Origin of the sequence: Streptomyces sp. BF23-19, assembly GCF_041106355.1 — a bacterium.
In the GTDB taxonomy this organism is placed as follows: Bacteria; Actinomycetota; Actinomycetes; order Streptomycetales; family Streptomycetaceae; genus Streptomyces; species Streptomyces virginiae_A.
The window spans coordinates 22,766-35,127 of the sequence record NZ_JBGBPT010000045.1 but is presented as its reverse complement, the minus strand read 5'-3'; the positions used below and the strand labels follow the sequence as shown (position 1 = coordinate 35,127).

General features: G+C 70.0%; 8 protein-coding genes. 7 read left to right on the top strand and 1 reads right to left on the bottom strand.

What is annotated here, in order from left to right:
- Positions 1-170: 170 nt before the first annotated feature.
- From AB8A24_RS24375 to AB8A24_RS24345, 7 genes are all read left to right on the top strand, one after another.
- The gene (locus AB8A24_RS24375) at positions 171-1,067 is read left to right on the top strand and encodes a xanthine dehydrogenase family protein subunit M (RefSeq protein WP_030715117.1); all 897 of its coding nucleotides are present in this window, start codon (positions 171-173) and stop codon (positions 1,065-1,067) included.
- Between the two features lie 2 nt (positions 1,068-1,069).
- Positions 1,070-1,687, top strand: a complete 618-nt coding sequence (locus tag AB8A24_RS24370; RefSeq protein ID WP_328961081.1) for a (2Fe-2S)-binding protein — start codon at positions 1,070-1,072, stop codon at positions 1,685-1,687.
- Between the two features lie 2 nt (positions 1,688-1,689).
- On the top strand, positions 1,690-4,092 hold the full coding sequence (pucD, locus tag AB8A24_RS24365) for a xanthine dehydrogenase subunit D (RefSeq protein ID WP_328961080.1): 2,403 nt from the start codon (positions 1,690-1,692) through the stop codon (positions 4,090-4,092).
- A gap of 313 nt (positions 4,093-4,405) precedes the next feature.
- The gene (locus tag AB8A24_RS24360; protein ID WP_328961079.1) at positions 4,406-5,869 is read left to right on the top strand and encodes an NCS2 family permease; all 1,464 of its coding nucleotides are present in this window, start codon (positions 4,406-4,408) and stop codon (positions 5,867-5,869) included.
- Between the two features lie 102 nt (positions 5,870-5,971).
- Positions 5,972-7,123, top strand: a complete 1,152-nt coding sequence (locus AB8A24_RS24355; RefSeq protein ID WP_328961078.1) for an XdhC/CoxI family protein — start codon at positions 5,972-5,974, stop codon at positions 7,121-7,123.
- Between the two features lie 130 nt (positions 7,124-7,253).
- Complete coding sequence (locus tag AB8A24_RS24350) at positions 7,254-8,516, top strand: YncE family protein (protein ID WP_369477664.1); 1,263 nt, start codon at positions 7,254-7,256, stop codon at positions 8,514-8,516.
- A gap of 102 nt (positions 8,517-8,618) precedes the next feature.
- A complete protein-coding gene (locus tag AB8A24_RS24345) occupies positions 8,619-9,851 on the top strand; it encodes a GNAT family N-acetyltransferase (protein WP_369477663.1) in 1,233 nt (410 codons plus the stop codon).
- Between the two features lie 55 nt (positions 9,852-9,906).
- Here the strand turns inward: AB8A24_RS24345 and AB8A24_RS24340 are convergent, their stop codons facing one another.
- Positions 9,907-12,123, bottom strand: a complete 2,217-nt coding sequence (locus tag AB8A24_RS24340) for a germacradienol/geosmin synthase (protein ID WP_369477662.1) — start codon at positions 12,121-12,123, stop codon at positions 9,907-9,909.
- Positions 12,124-12,362: the final 239 nt, after the last annotated feature.

Here is a 12,362-nt window from a genome sequence, read left to right as displayed (position 1 = left end):
ACGAGGGAGGCCGTCAGCCAACTCCTTCATGGTTTCAGTGACTGCACCCGGGGGCGAGCGGCTTGTGTACTGGGTCCACACCGCGTTAACAGCACGTGAACGACCAGTCGAGGACTCTCAGGCCTCCTGGCTTGAAGTAAACGACACGATGAAGAAGAAGAGAGCCGCTCATGGACTTCCTTCGCCCCGCCAGCTGGGAGGAGGCGCTCGCCGCTAAGGCCGAGTTCCCCTCAGCTGTGCCGATTGCGGGTGGCACCGACGTGATGGTCGAGATCAACTTCGACCACCGCCGGCCGGAGTACCTCCTGGACCTGAACCGCATCGGTCTGCTGCGGGAATGGGAGGTCGGCGAGGATGTGGTTCGCCTGGGCGCCTCCGTCCCGTACACGCAGATCATGGAGAACCTCCGCACGGAGCTCCCGGGACTCGCGCTCGCCTCGCACACGGTCGCGTCCCCGCAGATCCGTAACCGCGGCGGTGTCGGCGGCAACCTCGGTTGCGCCTCGCCGGCCGGCGACTCCCACCCCGCGCTGCTCGCGGCGGGCGCCGAGGTCGAGGTGGAGTCCGTACGCGGTTCCCGCCTCATCCCGATCGACGAGTTCTACACAGGTGTGAAGCGCAACGCGCTCGCCGCCGACGAGCTCATCAAGACCGTTCACGTCAAGAAGGCGGACGGCCCCCAGCAGTACTCCAAGGTCGGCTCCCGCAACGCGATGGTCATCGCGGTCTGCGCGTTCGGTCTGGCCCTGCACCCCGAGACCCGCACGGTCCGCACCGGAATCGGTTCGGCCGCGCCGACCCCGATCCGGGCGAAGGCCGCCGAGGAGTTCCTGAACGCCGCGCTCGAAGAGGGTGGCTTCTGGGAGTCCGGCAAGGTCATCACCCCGTCGATCGCCAAGCAGTTCGGTGACCTCGCCTCCGGCGCGGCCAACCCGATCGACGACGTCCGCGGCACGGCGAAGTACCGCCGTCACGCGGTCGGCATCATGGCTCGCCGCCAGCTCGTCTGGACCTGGGAGCAGTACCGCGGTACCGGCAACGGCCGCTCGCTTGAAGGGGCTGCGTAATCATGCGCGTCAATTTCACGGTCAACGGCCGTCAGCAGGAAGCCGACGATGTGTGGGAGGGCGAGTCCCTTCTCTACGTCCTGCGTGAGCGCCTGGGCCTGCCGGGCTCCAAGAACGCCTGTGAGCAGGGCGAGTGCGGTTCCTGCACCGTCCGTCTCGACGGCGTGCCGGTCTGTTCGTGTCTGGTCGCGGCCGGTCAGGTCGAGGGTCGCGACGTCGTGACCGTCGAGGGCCTGGCGGAGTTCTCCAAGCAGCGCGACGAGCACGGCCACGGCGGTGCCTGCGGCACCGGTGGCGGCTGCGGCGGCAAGGGCGTGTCCCTGGACGCGGCCAAGCAGTGGCAGGCGCACGGGCCCGGTCGAGCGGCTGACTCGCAGACCGGCGAGGGCGTGGAGCTCTCCACCGTCCAGCAGGCGTTCATCGACGCCGGCGCCGTCCAGTGCGGTTTCTGCACCCCGGGTCTGCTGATCCAGGCGGACGCGCTCCTGGAGGAGAACTCCTCCCCGTCCGACCAGGACATCCGTGAGGCCCTGTCCGGCAACCTCTGCCGCTGCACGGGTTACGAGAAGATCCTCGACGCGGTCCGCCTCGCGGCCGCCCGTCAGGGAGAGGCGGTCTGACCATGGCGCAGAACACCCGCACCGTGCCCGCCGGTACGCCGACGAACGTCACCCAGAAGCACAACAAGGGCGGCATCGGCGAATCGATTCTCCGCCCGGACGGCACCCTCAAGGTCACCGGTGAGTTCGCCTACTCCTCGGACATGTGGCACGAGGACATGCTCTGGGGCCAGACGCTGCGCAGCACCGTCGCCCACGCCGAGATCGTCTCCATCGACATCTCCGAGGCGCTCGCCATGCCCGGCGTGTACTCGGTGCTGACGTACGACGACCTGCCGGCCGAGATGAAGAACTACGGCCTGGAGATCCAGGACACCCCGGTGCTCGCCAACGGCCGGGTACGTCACCACGGTGAGCCGGTCGCCCTCGTGGCCGCCGACCACCCGGAGACCGCCCGCCGCGCGGCCGCCAAGATCAAGATCGACTACCGTGAGCTGCCGCTCGTCACGGACGAGGCCTCCGCCCTCGCCCCGGACGCGCCGCTGATCCACGAGGGCCGCGACGACCACCACATCGGTCACGTCCCGCACCCGAACATCGTGCACCGCCAGCCGATCATCCGCGGCAACGTGGACGAGGCCCGCAAGCGCGCCGACGTCATCGTCGAGGGCGAGTACACCTTCGGCATGCAGGACCAGGCCTTCCTCGGCCCGGAGTCCGGTCTGGCCGTGCCGTCCGAGGACGGCGGCGTCGAGCTCTACGTCGCCACCCAGTGGCTGCACTCGGACCTCCAGCAGATCGCCCCGGTCCTGGGCCTCCCGCCGGAGAAGGTCCGTATGACGCTCTCGGGCGTCGGCGGAGCCTTCGGTGGCCGCGAGGACATCTCGATGCAGATCCACGCCTGCCTCCTGGCCCTGGCCACGAACAAGCCGGTCAAGATCGTCTACAACCGGTTCGAGTCCTTCTTCGGCCACGTGCACCGTCACCCGGCGAAGCTCTACTACGAGCACGGCGCGACCAAGGACGGCAAGCTCACGCACATGAAGTGCAAGATCGTCCTGGACGGCGGCGCGTACGCGTCCGCCTCCCCGGCGGTCGTGGGCAACGCCTCCTCCCTCTCGGTGGGTCCGTACGTCCTGGAGGACGTGGACATCGAGGCGATCGCGCTCTACACGAACAACCCGCCCTGTGGCGCGATGCGCGGCTTCGGCGCCGTCCAGGCCTGCTTCGCCTACGAGGCCCAGATGGACAAGCTCGCGGCGAAGCTGGGCATGGACCCGGTCGAGTTCCGCCAGCTGAACGCCATGGAGCAGGGCACGATCATGCCCACCGGCCAGGTCGTGGACGCCCCGGCGCCGGTGGCCGAGCTGCTGCGCCGGGTCAAGGCCCGCCCGCTGCCGCCGGAGCGCCAGTGGGAGTCCGCCGGTGAGAGCGCGGACGTCCGCGCGCTGCCCGGTGGCCTCTCGAACACCACCCACGGTGAGGGCGTCGTGCGCGGCGTCGGCTACGCGGTCGGCATCAAGAACGTCGGCTTCTCCGAGGGCTTCGACGACTACTCCACCGCCCGCGTGCGCCTGGAGGTCATCAACGGCGAGCCCGTCGCGATGGTCCACACGGCCATGGCGGAGGTCGGCCAGGGCGGTATCACCGTCCACACGCAGATCGCCCGTACCGAGCTGGGTGTCACGCAGGTGACCATCCACCCGGCCGACACGCAGGTCGGCTCCGCCGGTTCCACGTCCGCCTCCCGGCAGACGTACATGACCGGTGGCGCGGTGAAGAACACCTGCGAGGCCGTCCGCGAGGCCCTGCTGGAGATCGGCCGCCGCAAGAACGGCTCGTACCACCCGGCGTGGGCCACGGCCGAGCTGCTCCTCGAAGGCGGCAAGGTCGTCACCGACGGCGGCGAGGTCCTCGCGGACATCGCCGACATCCTGGAGGACGAGGCCATCGACCTCGAGCTCGAGTTCCGTCACGCGCCGACCGAGCCCTTCGACCTGGTCACCGGCCAGGGCAACGGCCACGTCCAGTACACCTTCGCCGCGCACCGCGCGGTCGTCGAGGTGGACACCGAGCTCGGCCTGGTCAAGGTCGTCGAGCTGGCGACCGCGCAGGACGTCGGCAAGGCGCTCAACATGCTTTCCGTGGTCGGCCAGATCCAGGGTGGTACCACCCAGGGTCTGGGCGTCGCGATCATGGAAGAGATCATCGTGGACCCGAAGACCGCGAAGGTGCGCAACCCCTCCTTCACGGACTACCTGATCCCGACCATCCTGGACACCCCGACCATTCCGGTCGACGTCCTGGAGCTCGCCGACCCGAAGGCCCCCTACGGCCTGCGCGGTATGGGCGAGGCCCCGACCCTCTCGTCCACCCCGGCCGTCATCGCGGCGATCCGGCAGGCGACGGGTCTGGAGATCAACAAGACGCCGATCCGTCCGGAAGCCCTTACCGGGACCCTCTAGGACGGCGTGGTCCGGGGGCCTCCCGGCCCCCTCAGACTCTCCGGGCGGTGTGCATGGGAACGTCACACTTCACGCCACACCGCCCGGAGGACGTACGAAGTACCGCACCGCTCGCGGTCCCTTCACCTGGCAGTACCCCTGCAAGAACCCTCGTAGTACCAGCGGTCACCCCCGCACTACCCGCAGTAAACGCAGTGAACATTCGCGTCGCCTCGGGCCGTCACCCCGGGTCGTGCAGCCAAACGCAGCATCCCAAATCCCGCGTCTCCAATCTCCAAGCGGGTGCCCCTTTGAACCTTGGGAGTTAGGCACCATGACCCAATCGTCAGTAGAGCCCAAGACCACCGCGGAGGACGCCGGCGACGGCTCCCAGCCGCCCGCCGGACGGTCCTGGCTCGACCGGTATTTCCATATAACGCACAGAGGCTCAAACGTCGGCAACGAGGTTCGTGGCGGTATCACGACCTTCATGGCGATGGCGTACATCCTCCTGCTCAACCCCCTGCTCCTGTCGGGCAAGGACATCGGCGGCACGGTGATGGACGGGTCGGCGATCATCACCGCCACCGCGTTCGCCGCAGCCGTCACGACGCTCCTCATGGGCTTCGTCGGCAAGGTGCCGCTCGCCCTCGCCGCCGGTCTCTCCGTGTCCGGCGTGCTGGCCTCGCAGGTGGCCCCCCAGATGACCTGGCCGCAGGCCATGGGCATGTGTGTGGTCTACGGTGTCGTGATCTGTCTCCTGGTCGTCACCGGCCTCCGCGAGATGATCATGAACGCGATCCCCCTCGCGCTCAAGCACGCGATCACCATGGGCATCGGCCTCTTCGTCGCCCTGATCGGCTTCTTCAAGGCCGGTTTCGTCGGCAAGGGTCCGGAGTTCGGTCCCCCCGTCCAGCTCGGTGCGGTGGGTGAGCTGTCCGGCTGGCCCGTGCTGCTCTTCTGCATCACCCTGGTCGCCATCTTCATGCTCCAGGCCCGCAAGGTGCCCGGCGCGATCCTGATCGGCATCGTCGGCGGTACCGTCCTGGCCGCGATCCTCAACGCCGTCGTGGACATCGACCCGAAGGCCTGGAAGAACGGCCCGCCGGAGCTGGACGGCTCCGCGGTCTCGATGCCGAACTTCTCGCTCTTCGGTGACGTCTCCTTCGGCGGCTGGGGCGATGTCGGCTACATGACGGTCGGCATGATCGTCTTCACCCTGGTGCTCGCCGGCTTCTTCGACGCCATGGCCACCATCATCGGTGTCGGCACCGAGGCCAAGCTGGCCGACGACAAGGGCCGCATGCCGGGTCTGTCCAAGGCGCTCTTCATCGACGGCGCCGGTGGCGCCATCGGTGGCATCGCGGGCGGCTCCGGCCAGACCGTCTTCGTCGAGTCCGCGACCGGCGTCGGCGAGGGTGCCCGCACGGGCCTCGCCTCCGTGGTCACCGGCCTGTTCTTCGCCGCCTGCCTCTTCTTCACCCCGATCACGCAGATCGTCCCGGGTGAGGTCGCCTCCGCGGCCCTGGTCGTCATCGGCGCGATGATGATGCAGAACGCCCGCCACGTGGACTGGGCCGACAGCGCGACCGCGATCCCGGTCTTCCTGACCGTCGTGATCATGCCGTTCACCTACTCGATCACGGCCGGCGTCGCCGCCGGTGTGATCTCCTACGTCGCCATCAAGATCGCTCAGGGCAAGGCCCGGGAGATCGGCGGCTTCATGTGGGCACTGACCGCGATCTTCGTGGTGTTCTTCGCCCTGAACCCGATCGAGCACTGGCTCGGGGTCGGCTGACCCGGAACCATCTGATCATCACGTGACCGCACCTCCACGTAGCCGATCCGCGCAACCGATGCGCGTATCCGATACTGGAACCGAACCTCCGAGGAGGCCCCCATGCTGGACATCGCCGAAGAGCTGAACCGGTGGGTCGAGCAGGGGCGTGACTTCGCCGTCGCCACCGTGGTGGCGGTCGGCGGGAGCGCGCCCCGGCAGCCCGGGGCCGCTCTCGCCGTCGACAGCGAGGGCACGGCCATCGGCTCGGTCTCCGGTGGATGCGTGGAAGGTGCGGTGTACGAGCTGTGCCGGCAGGCGCTGGAGGACGGCGAAACCGTCCACGAGCGCTTCGGGTACAGCGACGACGATGCTTTCGCCGTGGGCCTGACCTGCGGCGGAATCATCGACATCCTGGTCACCCCGGTCCGCGTGGGCTCTCCCGCACGGGAGGTCTTCGCGGCCGGCCTGGCCGCCGCCGCCCGCGGCGAGGCCGCGGCGGTGGCCCGGATCGCGCAGGGCCCGGCCGAGCTCATGGGCCGCGCCGTGTTCGTCCGTACCGAAGGAGCCCACCAGGGCGGCCTCGGCGGACACCCCGAGCTGGACCGCACCGTCGCCGAGGAGGCCCGCGCCATGCTCGACGCCGGGCGGACCGGCGTGCTGGAGATCGGTGCCGACGGCAGGCTCTGCGGCGAGCCGCTGAAGGTCCTCGTCGAGTCCAGCGTCCCGCCCCCGCGGATGATCGTCTTCGGTGCCATCGACTTCGCCTCCGCCCTCGTACGGATCGGCAAGTTCCTCGGCTACCGGGTGACCGTGTGCGACGCGCGGCCCGTCTTCGCGACGAAGACCCGCTTCCCCGAGGCGGACGAGATCGTCGTCGACTGGCCCCACCGCTACCTGGAGAGCACGGCCGTGGACGGCCGGACCGTCCTGTGCGTGCTCACCCACGACGCCAAGTTCGATGTCCCGCTCCTCGAACTGGCCCTCAAACTGCCCGTCGCCTACGTCGGCGCCATGGGCTCCCGCCGCACCCACGAGGACCGCAACGAGCGACTGCGTCAGGTCGGGGTGACCGAGCTCGAACTGGCCCGGCTGCGCTCCCCGATCGGCCTGGACCTCGGCGCCCGCTCCCCGGAGGAGACCGCGCTGTCCATCGCCGCCGAGATCGTCGCGAACCGCCGCGGCGGCACCGGCGCGGCCCTGACCGGCGCGCACATCCCGATCCACCCGGACCTCTCGCACACGACGCTCGACCGGATCGGTTCCGTCGCCTGAAGGCGTGACGGCCGAACGTGAGAAAAGGGCGCACCCCGTGGGGGTTGCGCCCTTTCGGCGTTCCCCCTATCTTACCCGCCGGTAATAGGAGGCACCCTCTCCATCCCTTCCCCGTACCGGAGTTGAGCGGATGTTGCGTACCGTGCGAACCCTGGGCCTGCTGGCCGCGGCCACCCTGCTCACCGCCTTCACGCCGGCCCCGGCGGCGCCCGCGGCCCCGGCCGCCGCGGGTGCCGCGGGTGGCGGCCTGCGCGAGGTGCTCTTCGTCGGGAACAACTGGGAGGGGACCGCCGACGTCCTCGCCTCCACCGGCGATCTCGCCAAGGTCGGCCGGATCGACGTGGTCCCCGACAAGGCGGAGCGGCTGCGCGAGATCTACCTCAACCCCGTGAAGCTCGCCTTCTTCCTCGGCATCCGGGAGAGCGCGGGCGAGGGGCACGACCAGTTCGTCGACGACATGTTCACCACCCCGGACGGCTCCGCCGTCGTCGTCTCCCGCCCCAGCTTCGCCGACGTCGTGTCCATCGACGTGGCCACCGGACGCGTCAACTGGCGCTTCCCCGTGTCCGGATACCGCTCCGACCACATGGCGGTCTCGCCGGACGGGACCCGCGTCGCCGTCTCGGCCTCCACCTCCAACACCGTGCACGTCCTGGACATCACCACCGGGCGGCAGGTCGGCTCCTTCGGCACCGGGGACAAGCCGCACGAGAACACCTTCACCCGCGACGGCCGCTTCCTGTGGAACAGCTCCATCGGCGAGGTGAACACCGCCCTGGACGCGCCCTGGCTGGACTGGACGAAGGGCGACCGCAAGATCACCGTCGTCGACGCGCAGACCTTCCGCACCGTCCGGGCGATCGACATGCGGGAGCGGCTGGACGCCTTCGGCCGCAGCGACCTGTCCGACGCCGTCCGCCCGGTGTCCTTCAGCCCCGACGAGTCGAAGCTCTACTTCCAGGTGTCCTTCTTCAACGGCTTCCTGGAGTACGACGTCCCCTCCGACCGGATCACCCGCCTCAAGACCCTCCCGATGAACCCCGCCACCAGCACCGACCGCACCACCTGGGTCAACGACTCCCGCCACCACGGCATGTCCATGAGTCCCGACGGGGCGAAGCTCTGCGTCGCGGGCACCATGGACGACTACGCGACCGTCGTGGACCGAGCCACCCTCGCCGAAGGGCCGCTCGTGCCCGCCGCCAAGCCGTACTGGGCCACGGTCTCCGGCGACGGCAGCGCCTGCGTGATCTCCGAGAGCGGCGCCGACCGGGTCACGGCCATCGACTTCGCCACCGGCGCCAAGCGGGTCTCCGTACCCGTCGGCGACCATCCGCAGCGCGTCCGGCTCGGCCACGTCCCGACCGGCTGGACCGGCCCCGCGGCACGGTAGCGGGATCCTGGCCGTCCTGCCGACCGGGCCGATCCGGCCGACCGGGCCGATCCGGATGCTATGAGGTGACCGGTCCCGCGATGACCGATTAGTCTCGCGATCATGGTGGACATCCGCGAGGTACCCGAGTCCGACATCGACCGTGCTCTGGAGCTCGCCTACCTGGTCTTCCACGACCGGCCCGAGAAGGAGGTCCGGGAGAAACACCACGCGCTGCTCGCGAGTTGCGACCGGATCGGCGCCTACGACGGCACGGTCCTGGCCGGCTTCATGGCCGCGCACGACTTCCGGCTCTCGGTGCCCGGGGCGGACCTGCCCTGCCCCGGGCTGACCTTCGTCGGCGTCGCCCCCACCCACCGCCGACGCGGCGTGCTCACCGGGCTGATGACCGAGATGCTGCGGCGGACCGCCGACGCGGGCAGCCCGCTCGCCGCCCTCTGGGCCTCCGAGGCCGCGATCTACGGGCGGTTCGGCTACGGCAGCGCCACCACCGGCCTCACCATCGAGATCGACTCCACCCGCCCGCTGGCCCTGCGCATCGACCCGGACCGGCGCCCGCTGCGCCTGGTCGACCCGGAGGAGGCCGTCGCCGTGGTCGGACCCTTCCACGAGGCCGCCCGCGCCGGCCGGGCCGGCCGCCCCACCCGCAGTGCGGAGCGCTGGTCCCAGGAGTGGCTGGCCGAACAGGACGAGGAGGACGAGGAACTGAGCCCGCCGCGGATCATCGTCCTGGGCGAAGCGGACCAGCCCATCGCCGGATACGTGCTCTACCGCACGAAGCCCGAGGACGGCGCCGGAGCCGCCCGGGTGCCCGGCCTGGTCCGGGTCGACGAGCTGGAGGCCGACACCCCGGCGGTCGCCGCCGCGCTCTGGGAGTGCGTGGCCTCCCTCGACCTCACCGGGCAGGTCCGCGCGTGGGGCCGTCCGGTCGACGACCCGCTGCTGCACTTCGCCGCGGACCGGGACCAGGTGCGGGTCACCGCCCAGTTCCCCGCGCTCTGGCTGCGCCTGGTCGACGTACGGGCGGCGCTGACGGAGCGCTCCTGGGCGGCGCCGGTGGAGGTGGTGCTGGAGGTGCACGACGTGCGCATGCCCGCCAACGCCGGGCGGTTCCGGCTGGTGGCCGGGCCGGACGGGGCCACGTACGAGCACGCCGACTCCGCCGCCGACCTGGCCCTGGACGCACGCGAACTGGCCGCCTGCTACCTCGGCGGGACCCGCGTCGAGGAACTCGTCGCCTCCGGGCTGGTACGGGAGCACACCCCCGGCTCGGCGGCGGCGCTGGACGCGGCCCTGCGAACGGCCGTACTGCCGCACACGAGCGACGAGTTCTGACGTACGGCCGGGCCGGCGGGGGCGTGCCCGTGCCCCGCCGGCCCGACCGCCGGGATCAGGCGGGCAGCGAGATCCGGGCGGCCGACATGCCGAAGCCGGCGCCCAGGACGGCCGTGGACAGCAGGTCGGGCCGCGCGTGCAGGTCCTCCGGGCGGTAACGGCGGATCTTCTGGTGCCAGTTGAGGATGCCGGCGTGCCAGTCCTTCAGCTCGCCCACGTACGCGTCCAGGGCCTGCCGGGCCGGCCGGTCGAGCTTCCAGTCGTCGTAGAGCAGCGGCAGCTGCGTCGCCACGATGTGCTCGAACTCCTCGGTCCGCCGGGTCATCAGCTCATGACAGATGCGCAGGGCCTGCGGGTAGTCGATGCCGAAGAAGGTGCGGGTGACCAGGATGTAGTTGTGGACCTCACCTTCGACCTCCACCTCCTTCTGGTAGGAGTAGATGTCGTTGATCATGCAGGCGGCGTCCGCGACCGCGTTCTCCAGGGAACGGATGGTCCCGGAGGCGTAGATCTCCTCGGGGATGCCCCGGCCCCGGTGCCCGAGCCGGCACAGGTACATCGTGAGGTGGCTGCCGAAGGTGTGGCGGCGCATCTCCGCATAGTCCACCGGGTCCGGGACGCGGTTCTGGATCTGGTTGTCGACCTCCCACAGCCAGCTCTCCAGCATGTTCACCAAGGTCGCCCGGAACTCGGCGCGTTGCTCGGCGGACATGGCGGCGCTGGTGCGCACCCACAGGTCGGCGAGAGCGCGCTCCATCGCGGTCACCGGCTCGGGCTGTTCGGCGTGGTCGACCGGGATCATGGAGATCAGCCGGGCGGTGGTCGCCTTGGCAGCCGGAAGGTTCCTGCTCTGGGCGAAGACCACCGGGTAGTAGTCGTCCCCGTACGTGCCCCAGGTCAGCCAGCAGGCGTTGAGGACCAACTGCTCCGGTGTCGCGTCGGGGTCGATCCCGGCGGAGCAGACGGCGAAGTCGAAGCCCCGCAGCCGCTCCTCGGTCCAGATCGCGGAGCCGGGGTCGCCGGGCTGCGGGTCCAGCAGGCCCATCCGCCGGGACCAGGCCACGGACTCCTCGCGCGCGTGCGCCAGGTGCGGGCTGAGGGTGAGCCGGTGCGGCATGTAGATGTCGGGGATGACGGAGGGGCCGGTGCGCTCGAAGGGGACATGGGTGAAGGAGCGGTGGCGCAGCTCCATCGAGCGCCGTGTGAACACGGACCGCAGGTCGAGCGAGGTGGTGCCGAGCCCGGACGGCAGGAAGGGCAGGGTGGTGGGGGCGGTGGGCCGGGCCTCCTTGTTCATGTAGCGGCTGGAGACCATGTGCCACTCGTGGCCGCCGGACTGCCAGTCCTGCAGGCCCTTGGCGTAGGCGAGGACGGCCGCGATCTCCGTCGGGTCCAGCGCGTGGTCGGCGAAGAGCTGCGGCAGCTCGCCGATCGCGGTCTGCTCGAACTGGTGGAGGCGGGAGGTGAGCAGGTCGTTGGAGGCCTCGGCGGCCTCCTGGGTGGTGCAGCCCAGGAAGGTCTCCAACACCAGGATGGCATTGGAGAGTTCGCCCTCGTCGGCGACCTCACGCTGGTAGGAGAAGATGTCGTTCCTGATGTGCACGGCGTCGGAGAAGGAGTCGCGCAGCACGCCGAGCGCGCGGGAGTGCGCGACGCGTGCGGGGACCTCGGCGGACACGTACTCGATCAGACCGGCCGACCAGGGGGCGCCGCCCACCTTGCGGCGCATCTCGATGTATTCGAGCGGGTTCGCCACGCGCCCGATGTTGATGTTGGCGAGCTCCCACATGGACTCGTCGAGGAGGTTCTTCGTGGACAAGGAGAACCGTTCCCGCCAGTCAGCGGACATCGCGGGAACCGTCCGGGCCCAGAGGTCCGCGAGCCCGGCCTCCACCGGGTTGGTGGGCTCGGGGAACCCGTCGGACAGGTCCATGGGCATGAAGGCGGCGAGCCGGTCGAGGTACTGCTTGGCGCCGTCACGGTCCTGCGAGCGCTTGTACATCTCCAGGAAGTGGTCGTCGAAGAAGAACACCCACACGTACCAGTCGGTGACCAGGGCCAGCGCGTCGCGGTCGCAGTCGGGGTGGGTGTACGCGCAGAGCAGCGCGTAGTCGTGCGAGTCGAGGTCGTTCTCCTCCCAGACGCCGGAACCCTCCAGCATCCCGAAGGCGCGCGCCCACTTCTTGGTGTGGACCCGCGCGTCCTCCAGGTGGGGGTTCAGTCGTGCCGGATAGGGCACATAGAAATCCGGCAGTTGGAACGGCTGCGTCACGGCGGGGTCGGCCTTTCGTCCATGGGTGCGGGGGCCCGGTCGACCCGGACCCCCGCACGAGATCAGCAGTGCCCTACCCCTGGTGACCCCGGGATAAGGGGCAGTTCACCGCTTCAGGTGAGGATCCGGGCTTCGGCCGGCGCGGGCGTCTCGCACCGGATAACGGTGGGGACGAAGAAGGGTCCCCGCTGGTCGAGCGGGGGACCTTCACGGGACGGGAGCCGGGAAAAAGATGGGGC

Coding starts and splice junctions, on each gene's coding strand:
- AB8A24_RS24375 (WP_030715117.1), top strand. CDS start 171: ATGGACTTCCTTCGCCCCGCCAGCTGGGAGGAGGCGCTCGCCGCTAAG.
- AB8A24_RS24370 (WP_328961081.1), top strand. CDS start 1,070: ATGCGCGTCAATTTCACGGTCAACGGCCGTCAGCAGGAAGCCGACGAT.
- pucD (WP_328961080.1), top strand. CDS start 1,690: ATGGCGCAGAACACCCGCACCGTGCCCGCCGGTACGCCGACGAACGTC.
- AB8A24_RS24360 (WP_328961079.1), top strand. CDS start 4,406: ATGACCCAATCGTCAGTAGAGCCCAAGACCACCGCGGAGGACGCCGGC.
- AB8A24_RS24355 (WP_328961078.1), top strand. CDS start 5,972: ATGCTGGACATCGCCGAAGAGCTGAACCGGTGGGTCGAGCAGGGGCGT.
- AB8A24_RS24350 (WP_369477664.1), top strand. CDS start 7,254: ATGTTGCGTACCGTGCGAACCCTGGGCCTGCTGGCCGCGGCCACCCTG.
- AB8A24_RS24345 (WP_369477663.1), top strand. CDS start 8,619: ATGGTGGACATCCGCGAGGTACCCGAGTCCGACATCGACCGTGCTCTG.